20 protein-coding genes and 1 pseudogene are annotated in these 19,157 nt (G+C 69.4%); 9 read left to right on the top strand and 12 right to left on the bottom strand.

Annotation, left to right across the window (positions count from 1 at the left end; genetic code table 11):
- Positions 1–118 precede the first annotated feature (118 nt).
- Positions 119–340, top strand: a complete 222-nt coding sequence (locus tag AC1RU4_RS18490) for a DUF2093 domain-containing protein (RefSeq protein WP_492892591.1) — start codon at positions 119–121, stop codon at positions 338–340.
- 106 nt (positions 341–446) lie between these two features.
- On the opposite strand, the gene lpxK is transcribed toward AC1RU4_RS18490, so the two are convergent.
- The 5 genes and pseudogenes from lpxK to AC1RU4_RS18515 all read right to left on the bottom strand — a co-directional run bounded on the left by lpxK (position 447) and on the right by AC1RU4_RS18515 (position 4,775).
- Complete coding sequence (gene lpxK, locus AC1RU4_RS18495) at positions 447–1,457, bottom strand: tetraacyldisaccharide 4'-kinase (protein WP_492892592.1); 1,011 nt, start codon at positions 1,455–1,457, stop codon at positions 447–449.
- 36 nt (positions 1,458–1,493) lie between these two features.
- Complete coding sequence (locus tag AC1RU4_RS18500) at positions 1,494–2,795, bottom strand: 3-deoxy-D-manno-octulosonic acid transferase (RefSeq protein ID WP_492892593.1); 1,302 nt, start codon at positions 2,793–2,795, stop codon at positions 1,494–1,496.
- A 157-nt stretch (positions 2,796–2,952) separates the two neighbouring features.
- Positions 2,953–3,642 (bottom strand): annotated as a pseudogene (locus tag AC1RU4_RS18505) (lysophospholipid acyltransferase family protein); the annotation flags it as partial.
- Between the two features lie 40 nt (positions 3,643–3,682).
- Positions 3,683–3,931 (bottom strand): DUF4170 domain-containing protein, encoded by a 249-nt coding sequence (locus AC1RU4_RS18510; protein WP_492892594.1) that lies wholly within the window; start codon positions 3,929–3,931, stop codon positions 3,683–3,685.
- 16 nt (positions 3,932–3,947) lie between these two features.
- The gene (locus AC1RU4_RS18515) at positions 3,948–4,775 is read right to left on the bottom strand and encodes a 3'(2'),5'-bisphosphate nucleotidase CysQ (protein WP_492892595.1); all 828 of its coding nucleotides are present in this window, start codon (positions 4,773–4,775) and stop codon (positions 3,948–3,950) included.
- A 219-nt stretch (positions 4,776–4,994) separates the two neighbouring features.
- Here AC1RU4_RS18515 and AC1RU4_RS18520 point away from each other — a divergent pair, with 219 nt between their 5' ends.
- On the top strand, positions 4,995–5,591 hold the full coding sequence (locus AC1RU4_RS18520; protein WP_492892596.1) for a DUF6101 family protein: 597 nt from the start codon (positions 4,995–4,997) through the stop codon (positions 5,589–5,591).
- A gap of 119 nt (positions 5,592–5,710) precedes the next feature.
- The gene (locus AC1RU4_RS18525; protein ID WP_492892597.1) at positions 5,711–6,064 is read left to right on the top strand and encodes a hypothetical protein; all 354 of its coding nucleotides are present in this window, start codon (positions 5,711–5,713) and stop codon (positions 6,062–6,064) included.
- A 41-nt stretch (positions 6,065–6,105) separates the two neighbouring features.
- On the opposite strand, the gene AC1RU4_RS18530 is transcribed toward AC1RU4_RS18525, so the two are convergent.
- The 5 genes from AC1RU4_RS18530 to AC1RU4_RS18550 all read right to left on the bottom strand — a co-directional run bounded on the left by AC1RU4_RS18530 (position 6,106) and on the right by AC1RU4_RS18550 (position 9,651).
- On the bottom strand, positions 6,106–6,798 hold the full coding sequence (locus AC1RU4_RS18530) for a YoaK family protein (RefSeq protein ID WP_492892598.1): 693 nt from the start codon (positions 6,796–6,798) through the stop codon (positions 6,106–6,108).
- 150 nt (positions 6,799–6,948) lie between these two features.
- The gene (locus AC1RU4_RS18535) at positions 6,949–7,284 is read right to left on the bottom strand and encodes a hypothetical protein (protein WP_492892599.1); all 336 of its coding nucleotides are present in this window, start codon (positions 7,282–7,284) and stop codon (positions 6,949–6,951) included.
- 359 nt (positions 7,285–7,643) lie between these two features.
- A complete protein-coding gene (locus AC1RU4_RS18540; protein WP_492892600.1) occupies positions 7,644–8,168 on the bottom strand; it encodes a chromate transporter in 525 nt (174 codons plus the stop codon).
- Complete coding sequence (locus AC1RU4_RS18545) at positions 8,165–8,815, bottom strand: chromate transporter (RefSeq protein WP_492892601.1); 651 nt, start codon at positions 8,813–8,815, stop codon at positions 8,165–8,167. The genes AC1RU4_RS18540 and AC1RU4_RS18545 overlap by 4 nt, the downstream gene beginning before the upstream one ends.
- Positions 8,812–9,651, bottom strand: a complete 840-nt coding sequence (locus AC1RU4_RS18550; protein WP_492892602.1) for a hypothetical protein — start codon at positions 9,649–9,651, stop codon at positions 8,812–8,814. The genes AC1RU4_RS18545 and AC1RU4_RS18550 overlap by 4 nt, the downstream gene beginning before the upstream one ends.
- 292 nt (positions 9,652–9,943) lie before the next feature.
- Between AC1RU4_RS18550 and tal the strand changes: the two genes are divergently transcribed.
- On the top strand, positions 9,944–10,915 hold the full coding sequence (tal, locus tag AC1RU4_RS18555) for a transaldolase (RefSeq protein ID WP_492892603.1): 972 nt from the start codon (positions 9,944–9,946) through the stop codon (positions 10,913–10,915).
- 37 nt (positions 10,916–10,952) lie between these two features.
- Positions 10,953–11,717, top strand: a complete 765-nt coding sequence (locus AC1RU4_RS18560; RefSeq protein WP_492892604.1) for a sulfite exporter TauE/SafE family protein — start codon at positions 10,953–10,955, stop codon at positions 11,715–11,717.
- Positions 11,718–11,816: 99 nt separating this feature from the next.
- Here AC1RU4_RS18560 and AC1RU4_RS18565 read toward each other — a convergent pair whose 3' ends face one another.
- A complete protein-coding gene (locus AC1RU4_RS18565; protein ID WP_492892605.1) occupies positions 11,817–13,058 on the bottom strand; it encodes an MFS transporter in 1,242 nt (413 codons plus the stop codon).
- Positions 13,059–13,390: 332 nt separating this feature from the next.
- Here AC1RU4_RS18565 and AC1RU4_RS18570 point away from each other — a divergent pair, with 332 nt between their 5' ends.
- Complete coding sequence (locus AC1RU4_RS18570) at positions 13,391–14,572, top strand: DUF2778 domain-containing protein (protein WP_492892606.1); 1,182 nt, start codon at positions 13,391–13,393, stop codon at positions 14,570–14,572.
- Between the two features lie 80 nt (positions 14,573–14,652).
- Here AC1RU4_RS18570 and fabG read toward each other — a convergent pair whose 3' ends face one another.
- Positions 14,653–15,432: a 3-oxoacyl-ACP reductase FabG gene (gene fabG / locus AC1RU4_RS18575; protein ID WP_492892607.1), complete on the bottom strand. Its 780-nt coding sequence runs from the start codon at positions 15,430–15,432 to the stop codon at positions 14,653–14,655.
- Between the two features lie 261 nt (positions 15,433–15,693).
- On the opposite strand from fabG, the gene AC1RU4_RS18580 reads away from it, so the two are divergent.
- The 3 genes from AC1RU4_RS18580 to AC1RU4_RS18590 all read left to right on the top strand — a co-directional run bounded on the left by AC1RU4_RS18580 (position 15,694) and on the right by AC1RU4_RS18590 (position 19,157).
- Positions 15,694–16,845, top strand: a complete 1,152-nt coding sequence (locus AC1RU4_RS18580; protein ID WP_492892608.1) for an ABC transporter substrate-binding protein — start codon at positions 15,694–15,696, stop codon at positions 16,843–16,845.
- Positions 16,846–17,113: 268 nt separating this feature from the next.
- Entirely contained in the window at positions 17,114–18,232 is a 1,119-nt protein-coding gene (locus tag AC1RU4_RS18585) for an ABC transporter ATP-binding protein (RefSeq protein WP_492892609.1), read from the top strand.
- Positions 18,233–18,236: 4 nt separating this feature from the next.
- Positions 18,237–19,157: an ABC transporter permease gene (locus AC1RU4_RS18590; RefSeq protein ID WP_492892610.1), complete on the top strand. Its 921-nt coding sequence runs from the start codon at positions 18,237–18,239 to the stop codon at positions 19,155–19,157.

Below are 19,157 nucleotides of genomic sequence, written 5' to 3' on the forward strand. Positions count from 1 at the left end.
ATCTCCGGGGCAGCATGCGGCCGGCCGGCGCGGGCGCCGATCAATCGGCGCTTGCGGGCGCCGGGGCCGGTTCGGTATGGTCGCCGCAAATGGCGGCCCAACAGGATTTATCAAGGCCATGAACCGCTTCGAACGGTTTTCCGCATCCGGCGAAGCCGAGCTGCGCTATCTCGACGGCGATTTCCGGGTGGTGCGGCCCGGCACCTTCGTGCGCTGCGCGGTCACCGGCCAGCCGATCCCGCTCGACGAGCTGCGCTACTGGAGCGTCGACCTGCAGGAGGCCTATGCCACCCCGCAGGCGGTGCTGGCGCGGCTGCATCCGGGCCGGCTGCACGGCTAGGGCGCCTTCAAGCGAAGTGGAAACCGGTTCGCGTGAAGAAAACGCGTGAAAGCGGTGATCTTGAGCCTTGTCGGAAAACCGGGGTTCACCGGAAAGGCTCAAGGCCTCAGCCGCCGGCGAGCGCCCGCATGACCAGCCGGTCCAGCGCGGCGGCGCTGTCGGGCTCCAGCACCAGCTGCACCGGCAGCACCACGCTGGCGGCGAGCAGCGCCCGCCCCTCCGGCGTGCCGGCGAGGCGCATCGCGTCCTTCTCGGTAGTCACCGGCACCAGATCGTCCGCCGCCGCCCGCTCGCCCAGCGCCTCGATATCCTGCGGACTGAACGGGTGGTGGTCGGCGAAGGCGACGGTGGCGACCGAGGCGACGCCGAGGCCGCGCAAGGTCTCGAAGAATTTCGCCGGCCGGCCGATGCCGGCAAAGGCCAGCACCCGCTGGCCGATCAGCCGGGAGATCACCGCGGCGTTCGGCGCCAGGCGGCCGGTCAGCACCTCGAGCCCCGCGGCGCGCGCGGCGCCGGCGACACGGGTTCCCGCGTCGCCCTCGCCGATGACCAGCACCGCCTGCGCGCGGGCGAATTGCGGGAGGAGCGGCGCGCGCAGCGGCCCGGCCGGCACGCACAGGCCATTGCCGATGCCGACCTCGCCGTCGATCACCAGGATCGACAGGGTCTTTTCCACCGACGGATTCTGGAAGCCGTCATCCATCAGCACCATGTCGGCGCCGTCGGCGGCGGCCAGCGCCAGGCCGCCCGGCCGCTCGCGGGCGACATAGGTCGGCGCCTGCGTGGCGAGCAGCAGCGGCTCGTCGCCGACATCGGCGGCGACATGCTCCGTCGGGTCGACCTGCACCGGGCCGGGCAGGCGCCCGCCATAGCCGCGCGTCAGGATCGAGGGACGGTGGCCCTTGCCGGCGAGGCGGCGGGCGAGATAGAGCGCGGTCGGGGTCTTGCCGGCGCCGCCGACCGTCGGGTTGCCGATGCAGATCACCGGCACGCCGGCGCGCGCGCCCGTCTGCCGCATCCGCCGCGCCGCCACGAAGCCGACGATTCCCCCGAGGGGAGCCAGAAGATGCGCCACCGCGCTCCGTTCGGGTCGCCACCAGAAGGAGGGTGCGCGCATCGCCTCAGCTCCGGCGCCCGGAAGGGACTGGCGCTCTCATGACGGGCGCCGCTCCAGCCGGATCTGCACGAGATAGGGGTCGATGGCGGTGAGGGTGCGCTCCAGCGCGCCGCCCAGCGTGGCGATGGTCGCCTGCGCCGCCTGCGACATGCGCCGGCGGGCCTGGGCGTCGGCGAGCAGCATATAGGCGCTGGCGGCGAGCGAGCGGGCGTCCGACACCGGCGCGGCGCCGCGCGCCTCGTCGAGCCGGGCATAGATCTCGGCGAAATTGGCGACGTGCGGCCCGTGCAGGATCGCGGCATTGAGCTTGATCGGCTCGATGGGATTCTGCCCGCCATGGCGGATCAGCGAGCCGCCGAGCAGCGCCACCGGCGCCAGTCGGTAGAACAGGCCGAGCTCGCCGATGGTATCGGCGACATAGATCTGGGTGCCGCGGTCCGGCAGGTAGCCATCCGAGCGCCGCACCGCCGGCAGGCCGGCCTCGGTGGCGATGCCGATCACGTCGCCGCCGCGCTCGGGATGGCGCGGGGCGATGATGGTGAGCAGCCCCGGCAGTTCCTTGGCGAGCCGCTGATGCGCCTCGACGACGATGGCGTCCTCGCCCGGATGGGTGGAGGCCGCGACCATGACCTGCCGCCCGACGGAGGCGGCGCGCAGCGCGTCGAAGGCGGCGAGGTCGACCGGCGGCGGCGGCGCGTCGAACTTGAGATTGCCGATGGTGGCGACGCGCGGGGCGCCGAGCGCGCTCAGCCGCTCGGCATCGTCCGTCCCCTGCGCCAGGCACAGGTCGACGCGCGAGAGCAGCGCGGCGACGCTCCTCGGCAACCGGCTCCACTGGGCGAAGGAGCGCGTCGACATGCGGGCATTGACCAGCACCAGCGGCACCCGGCGGTTGCCGACCTCCATGATGAGGTTCGGCCACAGCTCGGATTCGACCAGCAGTACCAGGTCCGGCCGCCAGTGCTTGAGGAAGCGGCGCAGGAACAGCGGCGAGTCGAGCGGCACGAACTGGTGCGCGATGTCCGGCGGCAGCCGCGAGGCGGCCAGCTTGGCCGAGGTCACGGTGCCGGACGTGAGCAGCACCCGGAAGCCGCGGACCCGCAGCCGGTCCATCAGCGGCATGATGGCGATGATCTCGCCGACGCTGGCGCCGTGCAGCCAGACCAGCGGCCCCTTCGGGCGCGGCAGCGAGGCGCGGCCGAAGCGCTCGCGCAGGCGCCTCGGGTCTTCCTTGCCGCGCTTCAGCCGGCCGGCGAGCAGCAGCCGCACGAAGGGGGTCACCAGCCAGGTGGCGAGACGGTAGAGATAGATGGCCAGCGTGGCGCGGCGCCTAGCCATGGATGCCACCGGGATGGGCATCGCCGGCCGTTGCAGCATCGCGCCCGGCCTCGCGGGACTTGGCCTCGCGGGATTGGGACGCCAGGCGATTGGCGCCCAGCTGTTCGCCGTCCCAGGGCTTCTCGTCGCCGGTCTTGGCGCTGCCCGGACGGGTGCCGGGGGAGCGGCGCCCCACCAGCTCCTCGGCGCGGGCGGTGGCTTCCTCGAGCTGGCGCTGCACTTCCAGCCTCGCGGCCTCCAGCGTCGCGGAATCGGCGTCGGCCGGCACCAGCACGCCGTCGCCGGCCACCACCGCGGCGCGGCCGAACGGCAGGTGGATCGCCGCCTTGTCCCAGCTGCGGGCGAGGATGCGGCTGGAGGTGGCGATGGCCACCGGATAGATCGGCCGGCCGGAATGCTTGGCGATGGTGACGACGCCGAGCCCGGCGACGCGCGAGATCTTCGGCACGTCGGCGGTCATGGCGACGTTGCAGCCTTCCTCGAGGCTGCGGATCATCTCCAGCGTGGCGTTGAAGCCGCCCTTCTGGTGGAAATTGCGCCCCTGCGCGCCCGAGCCGCGCACCGTGCCGATGCCGAGCGCCTCGGCGGCGATGGCGTTCACGTCGGCATCGCGCGAGCGCGAGATCATCACCTTGGCGCGGTGATGCGGCTTCACCAGGAAGGGCGTGAGGAAATGCTGCCCGTGCCAGAAGGTGAGGATCATCGGCAATTGCCGGTCGGCCAGCTCATAGAGATTGGCCGGCTCCATCACCACGCGGGAAGAGCGCCAGACGAAGCGCAGATAGGACGCCATCGCGCGGCCGAGCACGGTGCGGACCGTCTGCGAGGATCGCAGCTTACGCCACATGGGAATGTTCAATCCGTATGCTGTTGCCGCCGGCTGGCCGTCAGCGCTTGTCGGCGGTGGCGTCCGGGTCGAGCAGGCGGTGCAGGTGCACGATGAAATAGCGCATCTGGGCGTTGTCGACCGTCTGCTGCGCCTTCGCCTTCCACGCAGCGTGCGCCGTCGCGTAGTTCGGGAAGACGCCGACCATGTCGAGGCCGGCGAGGTCCTTGAAGGTCACGCCGTCGATGCTGTCGAGCTCGCCGCCGAAAACGAGGTGGAGAAGCTGGGGGCTCGTCGCGGTGTCAGCCATGCGATCAGGTTCCTAACTACGATTCCCCGCTCCGGCGCGCCGCGTCCATCACCGACGGATGCAGGCCGGCGCCTGCGGACACCAGAGCGCCGTGGCGGGGCACGGGCGCGTTGTAGATCAGCTGGAGGCCGTCGAGGGTGGTCAGGCGGCCCCCTGCTTCGTGCACCAAAAGGTCGGCGGCGGCAAGGTCCCAGTCATTGCCATTGGGCGCGGCAAAAGCGGCGTCGAGCTCGCCGGTGGCCACCCGCGCGATGCGCAGGGCCAGCGAGCGGATGCGCGGCACCCGCGCGAGCGTGCCGGCGCGGTCGACCAGCGACAGCCAGTGCGGCGGGCCGTCGGCGCGGGAACCGGCGAGGAGGCTGGCGGCCGAGGCATGGATCGGCATGCCGTTGCGGGTGGCGCCGCGCCCGACGGCGGCCAGGAACAGTTCCTGCGTGACGGGGGCGTAGAGGGCGCCGGCGATGGGCCGCCCGTCCTCCACCAGCGCCGCGGCCACCGCCCAGTCCGGCCCGCCGGCCATGAAGGCGCGGGTGCCGTCGATGGGATCGACGATCCATACCCGCCGCCGCTCCAGCCGCTCGGGCATGTCGACGGTCTCTTCCGACAGCCAGCCGTAATCGGGCGCCAGCGCGCCCAGCCGCTCGCGCAGCAGCGTGTCGACGGCGATGTCGGCGTCGGTGACCGGGGAATCGTTGTGCTTCGACCAGGAGGTGATGCCGCGGGCGAACATGTCGCGCGCCACGGCTCCAGCCTCGACGACGGCCTCGCCGAGACGGTGCGCCGCCGCGCCGGCATCGGCGAGCGGATCGGCCGCGATCATGGAATGCGGGTGGTGAGGGTTCATCCTGAGGCCATTAGGCGCAGCGGGCGCCGGACGCAAGCCGGATGACCGGGCCGGGTCGCATGGCGACCATGCGGATCGGCAAGATTCCGTCAAGCATAGGCGGCGATAGGCCGGGCGAAGAAACGGTCAACCATGTCCCTTAAGCCGGCGGCGACAGGGGCGCGCCTAGGCTCTGCCCACGACCGGGACAGCAAAGTCGAAAGACCGGCGGGGAGTACCATGAGGCGTCAGTTCGCGGCGGAGGCCCTGCCTCCGGTTTCCTCCTACCACTACGTGTCGCTGGCGCGGCCGGCCGGCCCCGAGGGCTGGCCGGTGGTGTTCGACACCCCGGATCCCGGCGCCGACGGCGGCGGCCGGCGCGTCGAGCTGCATCCCGGCCATGTCGTGCTGCGCCGCCGCCTCGCCGGGCTGCCGCTGCGCGCGGCGGTCGAATATTCGCGCTATCGCGGCCTCGCCATCGCGCTCCTCGATCCCGAGGGCGAGGAGGACGGCGTCGCGGTGGTGCTGATGCATGACGACGCCGAATTGTCGGTGACGCTCTACAGCGCCCCGCATGTCGACGACGTGGTCGCCGAATGGCGGTTCTGGAGCGGGCTCCTCGGCCTGCCCATGCTGGTGACCGATGCCGCCGGCACGCTTGCCATGGCCTATCCGACGCTCGGGCGCCTCACCATCGGCGAGGACCAGCCGCGCCGGCACCGGCGCAACGGGTTGCGGCATCGCCGGCCTTCCATGTTCCAGCGCCGCGCCGCCGGCCGCCCGACCGCCGGCCAGCCGGTGCATCGCGGCGAGCGCGAGCTGATCGCCCGCGACTGATCGCGCGCGACTCGCGAGATATCGGGTGAGGTTCCCCCTCGAAACCCGGTGGCGGACTTTGCTACACTGGCCGCGGCGGCGTGCCGATTCCGTTCGTGGTGCGCCCGGGGAAGGATGTCATGAGCCTGAAAGCCGTCGCACCATTCGCACTCGCCCTGCTGCTAGGGTGGGTTCCGGCCGCGCTCGCCGGCCCCTGCACGCAGGATATCGTCGCGGCGCAGGAGGCGCTCGACCGGCTGATCGCCGACCTCGCCGCCACCGGACCGACCGCGCCGGAATCCGAGGACGCGACGCTGAGCCACGACCCGACGCCCGAGGGACTGGCGCAGACCGAGGCGGAAATCGGCGACAGCACCCGGCCCGAAGTGGCGCAGGCCGAGCTCGACAAGGCCCGGCACGCCGACGAGAAGGACGATGCCGACGCCTGCCAGAAGGCGCTCGCCAAGGCGCGCGACGCGATGGGCCTGGAATAGGGCGGGGCCCGAAATAGGGCGGGGCGAATCGGAAGGTCCGGCTAGTCGCCGCCATATTCCGCCACCGCCGGGCCGAGATGCCGGGCGAACACGTAGGATATCAGCGCCAGCGCCGCCAGCAGCAGGCCGGCCGTCGCCAGCGCGCTCGTCAGCCCCGTCCGCGTCAGCAGCATGGCGCCGACCAATGCGCCGACCACGAAGGCGCCCCAGGACAGCGCATAGCTCGCCGCCTCCCCGACGCGACCCCGCCCGTTGAGGCGCCGCGCCAGCGCCTGGCCGATGCCGAACAGCGCGCCGGTGACGAAGCTCTTGCCGACATCGGCGCCGGCGATGATCTGGTGCACGGCGTTCTGCATGCCCATCGCCACCGCCACCGGCAGCAGTTCGGCAAAGCCGCTCCCCGGATGCGCGAGGGCGGCGGCGAGCCCGAACAGCACCACCTCGGCGGCGAGGATCAGCGTGAGCTTGCGCTGCGGGCTGGCGTCGGCGATCAGCGTGCCGGCGAGGGCGCCGACGACGAAGCAGCCGATCACCCCCGTCGCATGCAGCGCCGGGACGAGGTGCCCGTCGGCGAGGCTGATGCCCAGCCGCGTGCTGTTGCCGCTCATGAAGGACAGGAACAGGCCGCCGAGGAAGGCGTAGCCCACCGCATCGACGAAGCCGGCAACCAGCGTGGCCAGGGTGGCGAAGGCGAGCGGGCGCAGCGGCGTGCCCTTTTGCGGGTCGGGGCTCATGGATTCCAGCTGTCGACGAAAAGGGCGTCCCCGATGGAGACGCCCCAAGAGGCCGCATCGACCGGCGCGGCGGCCGATCATGCGTGCGGCAGGACGGCTCTGGCGCCGGCCGTTTCATGACGGCATCGGCGCCGGAGGATCAGGCGGCGGTCAGGGACAGACCTTCACCCAGCCGCCCCAGTTATGGCGCCAGTAGCAGGTCGGCGCTTCCGGCGGACCCCAGCCGCGGGCGTAGGGCGGCACATACCAGTAGGACGGGTAGTTCGGGCGCCAGACGCAGCGGAACGTGCCGCAGACCCAGCGGACGGTTTCCACATTGGCGGCGGCGGCGGCGGGCGCCGGTGCGGCGGCGAGTGCCGGCATGGCGATGCCGGCCTGTGCCGGGCCGCCGGCACCGAGGGTGACGGCAAGCGCCAGCGCCCCGAGAACGGGCGTGGCCAGATGGCGGGCACGGGACAAAAGGCCGAAAGCAGGCAGAGCGGGCATGGAGGGGCCTCCCTAATGTGCGACGGACCCGGCCAGCTTAGCATCTGGCCGCCTCCGGGCATCCGCAAACCCATGCTGTCGCTAAAAATTCCCCTGCTGTGGCGAGGCGGGGACACCTCGGCCGGGTTACGCGTCGGGAGACGATATCCGCCTGAGGAACCTTGCCCCGACCCGGCCTCGACCGGCCTTGGCGGCGAGGGGCGGACCGTTCGGGCCGGCGAGCCGCGCGGCCGCCGGAGCCGGACTGTTCATGACCGAATTCCATGCCGGCCTTCGCGCCGGCAACGTCGTCTTCGCCGCCAGGCTGCCCGGCAATCGCCTCGGGATCGCGGCGGCGGCTGCGCGGCGGCCGACCGGGGTCAGCGCAGCGCCAGCACGCCGACGAGGCCGCCGCCCAGCACCAGGATCGCCGGGTTGACGCGCTTGACGAAAAACACGCCGAGGAACACCGCGATGGCGATCGCCACCGTGGTGGCGCCGTCGATGGCGGTGCGGGCGATGGCGATGGCGCCGGCGGCCATCAGCCCCACCACCAGAGGCGCCATGCCCTGCTGCAGCGAGGCGCGCCAGGGCGAGCCCTCGAAATGATCCCAGATCCGCGAGGCGCCCAGCGAGATCACCCCGGCCGGCACGAAGAAGCCGACAAAGGCGAGCAGCGCGCCGAGGAAGCCGGTGACGTGATAGCCGATCACCATCACCATCAGCATGTTCGGCCCCGGCACCACCTGCCCGAGGCCGTAAATGTCGCGGAACTGGTCGTCGGTCAGCCAGCGATGGGTCTCGACCACCAGCGTCTTGGTCTCGGGCAGCACCGCCGCGCCGCCGCCGACCGCCAGCACCGAGAGCAGCGAGAATACGCCGAGGACGGAGAGATTCTCGTTCATGTCGGCTCCGAACCCGAGGCCGCGGCGTCCTTGCGCGGCCGATAGATCAGCACCGCCGCCGGGCCCACCGTGAGCAGCACCCAGATCAGCGAGACGTGCAGGAAGCTCACCAGCCCGACGGTGACCAGGATGATGGCGACATCGATGAGCGAGCCGAGCTGCTTGCGCCCGATCTGCAGCGTCACCGCCGTCAGCATGCCGACCGCCGCAGCGCCGACGCCGACCAGGGCGGCGTTCACATAGGGATTGTTGGCGTTCGAGGCATAGGCGACGCCGAGCGCCATCACCATGGCGGCGCCGGGCAGGGTGATGCCGAGAAAGGCGAGGGTGGCGCCGGGAATGCCGCGCAGCCGATCGCCGACGATGATCGCCATGTTGGTGGCGTTGAGGCCGGGCAATGCCTGCGAGATTTCCAGCGCCGACATGAAGCGCTCCTCGTCGAGCCAGCCCTTGCGCAGCACCAGCGCGTTGCGCAGATAGGCGACGACGCCGCCGCCGAAGCTGGTGGCGCCGATGACGAGGAAGGTGAGGAATATCTCCGCCAGCCCCACCGGGCTCGCAGGGCCGGCGGGCTCGGGACGGGCATTTTCGGGCCGAGCGGTTTCGGGACGGCCCTTCTCGATGGCGGGAACGGCAGGCTCGGTCATTCGTGGCCGGCCACGGCGAGCGTGCCGAAATTATAGACCAGCGCGGTCTTGGTGGCGCCGAGATAGACCCATTCCGGCAGCTGGTTCTGCACGTCGAGGAAGAAGGCTTCCGAACGGGTCTTGGCCTTGACGTGCAGATCGTCATAGCGGTCGAACTTGGCCTGGAAGGCGAATTCGCCGACGATCGCGGTTTCCGTCGGCCGGTCGCGCCACACGGCGATGGTCGCCTTGGCGACGAGGCCGTGGCCGAAATCGAAGCCGCCGACATTCACCTGCACCTCCTCGACCGGCAGGTTGTTGACCAGCGACACCGGCGCGCCGGCCTGCGCCGGGCACAGCTCGGCCAGAACCGGGAATACCGAGGTGATGCGCTCCAGCCCGGCATCCAGCACCAGGCCGGGGGAGAGCAGCACGCAATTATGCGAATAGAGGCTGCGCATGCCGCCGAGCTTGTCCTTCAGCGGCAGCAGCTCTTCCTTGAACTTGATGTCGGCGGCGCCCTGCAGGTGCGGGGTGACGTCCACCTGCGCCGCCTCCTTGAAATCGGGATGGCGGAACTTGAAGGTGAGCTCGTGCTCGTGCTCCGGCCAGCCGTCGGTATAGAAGGTGCGCTTGCGCAGGATGAAGGCGCTTCGGTAGAGGTCGTGGTCCGGGGTGTCGTAGAACAGCACCTCGCGCACCTGGCGCTTGAAGCCGTCCCTGTTGGTGCTCACGAGCACCTTGTGCTCGGCCGCCACCTGCCCGACCTTGTGCCAGAACACCTCGAACTGGTGCGGGTCGAAGAAGCGCTCCGGGCGAAGCAGGATCTTGTATTCGCGGTAGTGGATGTCGTCCATGGACGTCCCCAGAAACTGCGGCCGCCGCCGCTCGAGGCATGGATTTACGCCGACCCCGCGCCGGTCACAAGACCGTCGCACGCGGCTCGCGGGGGTTCGCGGGCCCGTTGCCCGTGCCGGAGGGAGCCGTGCAGCCGTCGCCGGATGGGAAACAGCCATCTTGAAGCCACCGGGCAATCTGTGATCCAAGGGTCGCGACCCTATTATCGCGACCCCATATCAGGGATCGCCGACCCAATATCAGGCCTGCCGACGCAGCGCGGCGGGCGCCGCCGCAGGAAGAGAGATCGATATGCCCTCCAAGCTCGAACAACTGCGCGCCATGACCGTCGTCGTCGCCGATACCGGCGACATCGAGGCGGTTCGACGCCTCAAGCCCCAGGACTGCACCACCAATCCCACCCTGCTGCTCAAGGCCGCCGAAACCCCGGCCTATGCCGGCCTGGTCGACGAGGCGATCGCCTGGGGCGCGCGGCAGGGCGGCGCGCATGACGCGGTGGTGAAGGCGACCTGCGACCGGCTGGCGCTGAATTTCGGCGCCGAGCTCGCCGGCATCGTGCCCGGCCGCGTCTCCACCGAGGTCGATGCCGACCTCTCCTTCGACACGCAGGCGACGCTCGACAAGGCCCGCGCCTTCATCAAGGCCTATGAGGAGCGCGGCGTCACGCGCGATCGCATCCTCATCAAGATCGCCTCGACATGGGAGGGCATCCGCGCCGCGGAAGTTCTCCAGAAGGAGGGCATCGACTGCAACCTGACGCTGCTCTTCGCGCTGCCGCAGGCGGCGGCCTGCGCCGATGCCGGGGTGTTCCTGATCTCGCCCTTCGTCGGGCGCATCCTCGACTGGCACGTCAAGGCCGGCACCGGCCCCTATACCGCCGAGACCGATCCCGGCGTCGTCTCGGTCCGGCAAATCTATGCCTATTACAAGGCCAACGGCATTGCGACGGTGGTGATGGGCGCCTCGTTCCGCAACACCGGCGAGATCGAGGCGCTGGCCGGCTGCGACCGGCTGACCATCGGCCCGGCCCTGCTCGACCAGCTCGCCGCCGACGAAGGCACGCTCGCCCGCCGGCTCGACCCGGCCGACATCTCGGATGCGCCGGCGCGTCTCGCGCTCGACGAGAAGGCGTTCCGCTTCGCCATGAACGAGGACGCCATGGCGACCGAGAAGCTCTCCGAGGGCATCCGCCAGTTCGTCAAGGACCTCAACAGCCTGCGTGCCAAGGTGAGCGCGCGGCTGAAGCAGGAAGTGGCGGCCTGAGCGCCGGGAGGCCGGCCCCGCGCCGGAGTGACGCGTGATGTTCCACCCACAGATCGGGTTCGCCCTCGCTGCCGCCCTCGCGGCGGCGGCGGTCGGCCTGTCCAAGGGCGGGCTGCCGATCATCGGCATGCTCGCCGTGCCGATCATGTCGCTCTCCATGTCGCCGATCACGGCGGCCGGCCTGCTGCTGCCGGTCTACGTGGTCAGCGACGTGTTCGGCGTATGGAACTACCGGCGCGAATATTCCGGCCGCAACCTCGCCATCCTCATCCCGGCCAGCGCCGCGGGGGTCGGCATCGGCTGGGCGACGGCCTCCCTGGTGTCCGAGCCGGCGGTGATGCTGATCGTCGGGCTGATCGGGCTCTCGTTCTGCCTCAACCGCTGGTTCGGCCGGCTGCCGGCCCAGCCGCGGCCGGCCGATGTGCCGCGCGGGGTGTTCTGGGGGGCGCTGTCCGGCTTTACCAGCTTCGTCAGCCATGCCGGGGCGCCGCCCTACCAGACCTATGTGCTGCCGCAGCGCCTGCCCAAGATGGTGTTCGCCGGCACCTCGACGCTGCTCTTCGCGGCGATCAACGCCATGAAGCTGGTGCCTTACTGGGAGCTCGGCCAGCTCAGCCCGGACAACCTGACCATCACCGCGCTGATCACCCCGGTGGCGGTGGCCGGCACCTTCGCCGGGGTGAAGCTGACGCGGGTGATCCCCGAGCGGCTGTTCTTCCGGCTGGTGCTGGCGGCGCTGTTCGCGCTGTCGCTCAAGCTGGTGTTCGACGGCGTCATGCATTTCGCCGTCGGGGCCAGCTAGAGCGTTTTCGAGCGAGGCGGATTCCGGTTCGCGTTAAGAAAACGCGTAAAGACAAAGGCCTAGAGCATTTCCGGTGAACCTGAGCTCACCGGAAATGCTCTAGTCGTCGCCGCGCCGGGACAGGAAGGCGGCGCCCCAGAAGCCGGTGCACAGCACCAGCGACAGCGCGATCAGCGCCGCCAGCACCGCGTCATACGACCCCGAGACGGTCCACAGGGCCGCAAGGCTCGCCGGGGCGAGGGCGCGGGCGAAGATGGACGGCACGGAGAGCACGCCGTTCACCGCCCCGTAGGCGCGGCGCGTCAGCATCTCCGGCACCGCGAGGCCGCGCACGATGGTGAGGATGCCGTTGGCCGCGCCGAAGGCGATGCCGAACCCCGCCAGCACCAGGACGTGCGGCGGCGCCAGCTCGAGCGCCAGCAGGCTGAGCGGGAAGATGCTGACGATCACCGATCCCAGCCGGCGCACGCTCATGCGCGGCGCCAGCACCCAGATGGCGATTCGCCCGGCAACCTGCGACGGGCCGATAATGGCGATGGCCATCACCACCGTGCCGACATCGAAGCCGCGCTCCACCAGCAGCGGATAGAGATGGAAGGTGAAGCCGGTGAACATGCCGGAATAGGCGGTGAAGGCGATGGCCAGCATCCAGAACACCGGCCGGCGCAGCGCCTCGCCCACCGCCGAGCGTTCCGGGGCGGAGGTGGCGGCGGGCGCCGGCGGCGGGACGGGCGCGTCGCGCGACGAATCGATCGTGCAGAAATTCAGCGCCGCGCAGACGAGGATGTTGACGAGGCCGAGCACCAGCAGCGTCGTGCGCCAGCCGGTCTGGTCGATCAGCAGCTGGATCAGCGGGATAAACACCGTGGAGGCGAAGCCGCCCCACAGGGTGACGGCGGTGATGCCGGCGCGGGCATGGGCGGGGCCGACGCGACGGGCGATCACCGCGAAGGCGGGCTCGTAGAGCGTCGCCGCCTGCATGGCGCCGAGCCCGGCGAGCGCGAGATAGAACACCGGCAGGCTGTCGGCCCGCGACCACAGAATCAGCAGAAGCCCGGCCAGCAGCGAGCCGCCGGCCATGATCAGCCGTCCATGGCCGCGATCGATGGCGGCGCCGACCGGATAGGTGCAGAGGCCGGTGAAGCCGAGGCCGACGGTGGCGGCGAGATAGAGCGTGCCCTTGTCCCAGCCGAGGTCCCGGCCCATCGCCTGGGCGATCAGCGGGAAGCTGTAATAGAGCGAGCCCCAGGAGCATATCTGCCCGATGCCGAGGCCGGTGACGAACCAGCCGCCGGCCTTGCCGGAGCTGCCCGGAACGGCGGTGAAGGAGGGAGACGCCATGGCTCGATCTCATTTGGACGCATGCCAGACCGGGCTCTTATCAGGCCGCGCGGCGCGAGGCGAGGCGCAGCCGGCAGCATCCGTGCAGGCCTGCCCGGCGCCGGGCGCAGGGCCATTTCCGGGCCACGCCGCCGGCGATCTCCGATGGTGTCCTATGACCTTTCTGCGTTTCCGGTTTGCATTAATGGCCGATATCAATAAATTGCTTACCAAGTTTCGCTATTGCTTCACGCATGAGTAAGCCCGCCTCCTCAGAAGGCGGGAGCGTGATCGACCGATGTGGCGGACGTTTCGCAACGCATCGGCGGTGTGAATGGTGGCTTTGGGGACGCATGGGCAAAAAGGCTCGCACCCGTGGATTCGGTACGCGCGCGGCGATCGCGCCCAGGCCGGTCCGCCCTCGCTGGCATCTCGTCGCGGCGCTGATCATCGGCGCCGGCGGCGCAGCTGCGACCGCAGCGGTCTCGTTCGGCGCCGTCTGGGTGCCGCCGTCGGCCTCCTCGCCGGAGCTGCGCGACGCGGTGGCCAGCCTGCCGCCGCCGATGCCGGAGGACACCCCGTTCGAAATGAAGGCGCCGCCGATGCCGATGGAAGGCAGCGTGCGGGAGATTCGTAATTTCCAGGCCGCCGGCACCGTCGCGCTGGCGCCGAACTGGATCTTCGATCCGGCCCTGCAGATTCCGCTGCGGGCGGTGCCGAGCCAGAACGTGGCGGCGGTGCCGATGCCGGCCGCGGGCGGCATGACCGGCGCCGCCGCGCCCAAGGATGCGGTGGTGGCGATGGCGCATGCGGTGCCGCTGCCGCCGGCCGATCCGCGCGGCGCCGGCCGGGTGAAGACCCTCGCCACGGCTTCGGCTCCGGTCGATTCGTCCGATTCGGAGCTCATCTCCGCCGGCGACCTCGCCGACGGGGCGCCGACGCCGCAGAAGAACCCGCTGACCCACAAGGTGCGGCTGGCCTCGCTCTCGACCGGCGAGGACGGCGATCTCGGCATCGAGGCGCCGCAGGCGGCTCCCGCCGTGCGCAGCGCCATCCCGATGGCCAGCGAAGAGGTTCGCCTGCCCGAATCCGGCGACCGTTTCGCCGTCTACGACATTGTCGGCCAGACCGTGTACATGCCGGACGGCACCAAGTTCGAGGCCCATTCCGGCTATGGCGACAAGTTCGACAATCCGCGCCATGTCTCGGTGAAGATGCTCGGGCCGACCCCGCCCAATACCTACAAGCTCACCATGCGCGAGGCGCTGTTCCACGGCGTCGAGGCGCTGCGGATGACGCCGGTCGGCTCGGAGCCGATGTATGGCCGCAACGGCATCCTCACCCACACCTACCTGCTGGGACCGCGCGGGGATTCCAACGGCTGCATCTCGTTCAAGGACTACGACGCCTTCCTGGCCTATTTCAAGAAGGGCAAGATCGACCACATGGTGGTGGTGGTGCGCCTGCCCGATCACATGAAGCCCAAGGGGAGCTCGATGTTCGCCTGGCTGAAGCCCAAGGGCCGCTCCGAATAGGCGCCGGCGATCGCGTCGACGAATCGAAGGGCACCGCCGCGGCGGTGCCCTTTTTCGTTGGCGATTCAGGTTCTGGCGGTTCAGGCGGTGCCCATCTCGTTCAGCGCCATCAGCGATTCGGGCAGCACCTGGCCGCCGTCGATGGAGAGGCCCTGGCCGGTGATATAGGCGGCCTCCTCGGAGGCGAAGAACAGCGCCGCATTGGCGATGTCGAACACCGTGCCGAGGCGCTTCATCGGGATCGAGGCTTCCATCGAGGCGATATAGTCGCCGCCGATGCCGTCCAACCCCTCGGTGCGGATATTGCCCGGCATCACCGCGTTCACCGTGATGTTCCACGGTGCCAGCTCGATGGCGGCGGTGCGCATGAAGCCGAGCTGGCCGGCCTTGGACGCCCCGTAATGCGACCAGCCGGGAAAGCCGGTGATCGGCCCGGTGATGGAGGAGGTGAGCACGACGCGCCCCTGCTTCTGCGCCTTCATCTGCGACAGCACGGCGGAGACCGAGAGGAAGGTGCCCTTGAGATTGGTGCCCATCACATGGTCGAAATCCGCTGCCGTCATCTCGCCGAGCCGGGCGGCCGGGAAGATGCCGGCATTGGCGCAGAGCACGTCGATGGAGCCGTAGCGCTCCACCGCCGCCGCCGCCATGCCGTCGGTATCCTCGACGCGGGTCACGTCGGCGGCGAAGGCGGAGGCGTTGGCGCCGATCTCGGCGGCGACGCGGGTCGCCTCGCCGAGATTGCGACTGACCACCAGGACATTCAGTCCCGCCTGTCCGAAGCGCAGCGCGATGCCGCGGCCGATTCCCTTGCTGGCTCCCGTGACGATCACCGTCTTGCCTGCGAGCGGGGTAAACATATGCCGACCTGTCCTTGAATTATCGTTTGACGTGAAGGGTTTGGCGGAAGGTTGCCCGAGGCGGCTCCCGGATTGCCGAAGCTTTGGGCTGCCTTTCTTTTCATCAGGGTGCGATGCAAAATTGGTGTTGTAAAGCCCAAATCCACATGTGTAGGATCACACAAACTCCAACATCAGAGCCACATTCAAGCGGGCTCCGATGCGGCATCGCATGCGCGGCCGATCAGGATCCGCGCCACAATAAAGAGGGGAATTTTCGAGATGGCAGGAATTTCCAGACGATCGATGCTGCAGGGCATGGCCGCCGGCGTCGGCGCGATGGCGGCGGGGCCGATGCTCGGCACCGGCAGCGCCTTCGCGGCGCGCGAGAAGGAGCTGAACATCCTGTGCTGGGAGGGCTACAATTCCGCGCAGGTGCTCGACCCGTTCCGCTCCAAGACCGGCGCCACGGTGAAGGCCGAGAGCCTCACCAACGACCCGACCATGATCAACCGCCTGCGCGCCGGCGAGACCAATATCTGGGACCTGATCAACGTCAACAATCCCTGGGCGCGCAAGGTGATGCTGCCCGAAAAGCTGATCAAGCCGCTTCCAAAGGCGGAGTTCGAGCCGTTCTTCGCCAAGATGCTGCCGGAGTTCAAGGCGCCGTACAAATGGGCGATGAGCGACGACGGCGCCGATCTGATCGGCATGGTGCAGCGCTTCGGGCCCTACAGCTTCGTCGTCAACACCGACAAGATCAGCCGCAAGACCGCCGAGGACACCGGCTGGGACCTGTTCAACGACCCGGCGCTGGCCGGCAAGTACGGCATCCTGGAATCCGACGACTGGAACGTATTCAACATCTTCGTCGTCGCCGGCATCGATCCGTTCAAGGTGCATACGCCGGAGGAGATGACCAAGTTCGAGGAGACCGCCAAGCGCGTCTTCAAGGGCGCCAAGCTGATCGGCGACATCGCCTCGATGAACCAGGCGCTGATCTCCGGCGAGATCGACCTGCACCTCACCGGCGGCACCTATTCGGTCTCTCCGGCCCGCGCCGACGGCCACCCGAACCTGCGCGCCATCACCCCGCTGAAGGGGCCGATGGCCGGCGGCAAGGGCGGCATTTCCTGGATCGAGGTGACCTCGACGGTGAACAACCCGCAGCTGTCGCCGCTGGCGCTGGACTTCCTGAAATATGTGCAGGCGCCGGACGTGGCGCATACCGTGGCCTTCGCCGAGGGCACGTTCAACCCGGTGGCGCAGATGGGCAATCCCGACTGCTTCAAGCTGTTCACCAAGGAGGAGCTCGACGCCATCCAGTGGGACAGCCTGGAGGAGGAGATGGCCCGCTCGGTCGAGTACGACATCGTGCCGGACTACGACAAGGCGCTCGACGTGATGAACGCCGCCAAGCGCCTGCGCGGCTAGTTCTGCGCCTGCGCGGCTGATCGGGTGTGCAGGAAGGCGGAGGCCGCATGCGTCCTTCGAGGCCCGGCTGCGCCGGGTACCTCAGGATGACGGGGTTGTTCATCGAAGAAAGTCCTCGTCATGCTGAGGAGCGGGGCGCCGCCCCGCCTCTCGAAGCACGCAGATGCGATCGCCCCGGATCGATACGCTTCCGCTCCGCCGACCCGACGTCCAAGACCATGTGCCTGCGACGGTATTCCCGCCGCCGATCCAGCTTCGGAACCAATTGATGCTCCAGACCATGCCCGCCATTCCCGCCGAAACCTCGCCGCCGCCGCCGATCCTGCAGCTTGTCGGCGTGCGGAAAGTGTTCGGCGGCTTTGCCGCGGTGGAGGGCATCGACCTCGATGTGCGCGAGGGCGAGTTCCTCACCATTGTCGGCCCGTCCGGCTCCGGCAAGACCACGCTGCTGCGCATGCTTGCCGGCATGGACACGCCGAGCGAGGGCAACATCACCCTGCGCGGCGAGCTCATCAACGACATGCCGCCCAACAAGCGGCCGACCTGCCTCGTCTTCCAGTCGCTGGCGCTGTTCCCGCACAAGACGGTCGGCGAGAACATCGCCTTCGCGCTGAAGGTGCGCGGCGTCGGCGCGCCGGCGCGCCGGCAGCGGGCGCTGGAGCTGATGAAGGTGGTGCGGCTGCCGGAGAACTACCACGACAAGAACGTGATGAAATGCTCCGGCGGCGAGCGCCAGCGCGTCGCCCTGGCCCGCGCGCTCGCCTATGACCCCGAGGTGCTGTTCTTCGACGAGCCGCTCTCGGCCATCGACTACAAGCTGAAGAAGACGCTGGAGAAGGAGCTGAAGGACCTGCACCGGGAGACCGGCAAGACCTTCATCTACATCACCCATTCGCTGGAGGAGGCGATGGTGATGTCCGACCGGATCGGCGTGATGCGCGCCGGCCGCCTGGTGCAGGTCGGCACGCCGGAAGAGATCTACGGCGCCCCGGTCGACCGCTTCGTCTCGGAGTTCGTCGGCGAGGTGAACACCATCCGCGTCAAGCGCGACGGCGCGCTGTGGCGCGGCGTCGATGTCGAGGGCATGTTCACCCTGCGCCCGCCGCAGGACGGCAAGGCGCTGGACGAGGCCTTCGTCGTCGTCCGCCCGGAATATATGCGCTTCCTCGCCCCCGGCGAGACCGCCGACAACCGGCTGGAGGGCGTGGTCTACAACGAGTATTCGCTCGGCTCGCGCGTGCAGTACCAGATACGGGTCGGCGCGATAGGTGCCGGCGAGAAGGTCATGCTGATCGAGCTGTCGCGCGCGCGCGCGCTTCCGCCGGGCGCTGACCGGAAGGTGACGATCGGCTGGGATGCCGCCGATGCCTTCACGCTCGGGAGCTGACGCCATGGCCGATATCGCGGTAGCGCGACTTCCCGAGCCTCCGATCGCCCAGACCCGGCAGGTGGAGCGGCACGGCCGCCTGCTATCGGCGGGCGCCCGCTGCGCGCTGCCGGTCGCGGTGCTGCTCGGCGTCGGCTTCCTAGCGCCGCTGGTGGCGATCCTCGCCTATGCCTTCGCCACGCCGCGCAGCTTCGACGTGTTCCGCTCGTTCACGCTGGATAATTTCGCCACCCTGTTCGACCCGACCAATACGGTATGGCTCTCCTTCGCCTGGTCCTGCGGCTTCGCGCTGTTCACCGTGGCGATCCTCGCGGTGATCGCCTATCCGATCGCCTATGGGCTGAACATGGTGTTCGGGCGCTGGGCCTCGCTGATCAGCGTGTTCTTCGTGTTCCCGCTCTTCGTCTCGGAGAATGTGCGGCTCTATGGCTGGGTGCTGTTCTTCATCAAGAACGGCGTGCTCGACGGCACGCTGAAATGGCTCGGCCTGCCCGGTGGGCCGGAAGTGCTCTACACGCCCGGCATCACCCTGTTCGGCCTCGTCTACACCTACCTGCCCTTCATGCTGTTCCCGATGACGCTCGGCCTCGCCCTGGTGCCGCGCGACCTCGTCGATGCGGCGCGCGACCTCGGCGCCGGGCGGCTGCATATCTGGCGGGAGATCGAATTGCCGCTCGCCATGCCGGGCATCCTGATCGGCATGCTGCTCACCTTCGTGCTAACCATCGGCGCTACGGCGGAGGCGAAGATCCTCGGCGGCCAGTCGGTCATCGTCATCTCGCACGATATCGAGATCGCCTTCACCTATTCGCAGAACTGGCCGCTCGGCTCGGCGCTGTCGGTGGTGGTCACCGTGTTCATCGCCGTGCTGACCCTCTACGCGCTGTCGAAGCTCGACCTCGATCGCATGCTGGGGAGGCGCTGA

This window comes from Ancylobacter sp. GW821-FHT10E12, from assembly GCF_058809335.1.

Bases quoted from the DNA above. Each gene is read 5' to 3' on its own strand.
- AC1RU4_RS18490 (WP_492892591.1), top strand. From the start codon at position 119: ATGAACCGCTTCGAACGGTTTTCCGCATCCGGCGAAGCCGAGCTGCGC.
- lpxK (WP_492892592.1), bottom strand. From the start codon at position 1,457: ATGCGCGCACCCTCCTTCTGGTGGCGACCCGAACGGAGCGCGGTGGCG.
- AC1RU4_RS18500 (WP_492892593.1), bottom strand. From the start codon at position 2,795: ATGGCTAGGCGCCGCGCCACGCTGGCCATCTATCTCTACCGTCTCGCC.
- AC1RU4_RS18510 (WP_492892594.1), bottom strand. From the start codon at position 3,931: ATGGCTGACACCGCGACGAGCCCCCAGCTTCTCCACCTCGTTTTCGGC.
- AC1RU4_RS18515 (WP_492892595.1), bottom strand. From the start codon at position 4,775: ATGAACCCTCACCACCCGCATTCCATGATCGCGGCCGATCCGCTCGCC.
- AC1RU4_RS18520 (WP_492892596.1), top strand. From the start codon at position 4,995: ATGAGGCGTCAGTTCGCGGCGGAGGCCCTGCCTCCGGTTTCCTCCTAC.
- AC1RU4_RS18525 (WP_492892597.1), top strand. From the start codon at position 5,711: ATGAGCCTGAAAGCCGTCGCACCATTCGCACTCGCCCTGCTGCTAGGG.
- AC1RU4_RS18530 (WP_492892598.1), bottom strand. From the start codon at position 6,798: ATGAGCCCCGACCCGCAAAAGGGCACGCCGCTGCGCCCGCTCGCCTTC.
- AC1RU4_RS18535 (WP_492892599.1), bottom strand. From the start codon at position 7,284: ATGCCCGCTCTGCCTGCTTTCGGCCTTTTGTCCCGTGCCCGCCATCTG.
- AC1RU4_RS18540 (WP_492892600.1), bottom strand. From the start codon at position 8,168: ATGAACGAGAATCTCTCCGTCCTCGGCGTATTCTCGCTGCTCTCGGTG.
- AC1RU4_RS18545 (WP_492892601.1), bottom strand. From the start codon at position 8,815: ATGACCGAGCCTGCCGTTCCCGCCATCGAGAAGGGCCGTCCCGAAACC.
- AC1RU4_RS18550 (WP_492892602.1), bottom strand. From the start codon at position 9,651: ATGGACGACATCCACTACCGCGAATACAAGATCCTGCTTCGCCCGGAG.
- tal (WP_492892603.1), top strand. From the start codon at position 9,944: ATGCCCTCCAAGCTCGAACAACTGCGCGCCATGACCGTCGTCGTCGCC.
- AC1RU4_RS18560 (WP_492892604.1), top strand. From the start codon at position 10,953: ATGTTCCACCCACAGATCGGGTTCGCCCTCGCTGCCGCCCTCGCGGCG.
- AC1RU4_RS18565 (WP_492892605.1), bottom strand. From the start codon at position 13,058: ATGGCGTCTCCCTCCTTCACCGCCGTTCCGGGCAGCTCCGGCAAGGCC.
- AC1RU4_RS18570 (WP_492892606.1), top strand. From the start codon at position 13,391: ATGGGCAAAAAGGCTCGCACCCGTGGATTCGGTACGCGCGCGGCGATC.
- fabG (WP_492892607.1), bottom strand. From the start codon at position 15,432: ATGTTTACCCCGCTCGCAGGCAAGACGGTGATCGTCACGGGAGCCAGC.
- AC1RU4_RS18580 (WP_492892608.1), top strand. From the start codon at position 15,694: ATGGCAGGAATTTCCAGACGATCGATGCTGCAGGGCATGGCCGCCGGC.
- AC1RU4_RS18585 (WP_492892609.1), top strand. From the start codon at position 17,114: ATGCTCCAGACCATGCCCGCCATTCCCGCCGAAACCTCGCCGCCGCCG.
- AC1RU4_RS18590 (WP_492892610.1), top strand. From the start codon at position 18,237: ATGGCCGATATCGCGGTAGCGCGACTTCCCGAGCCTCCGATCGCCCAG.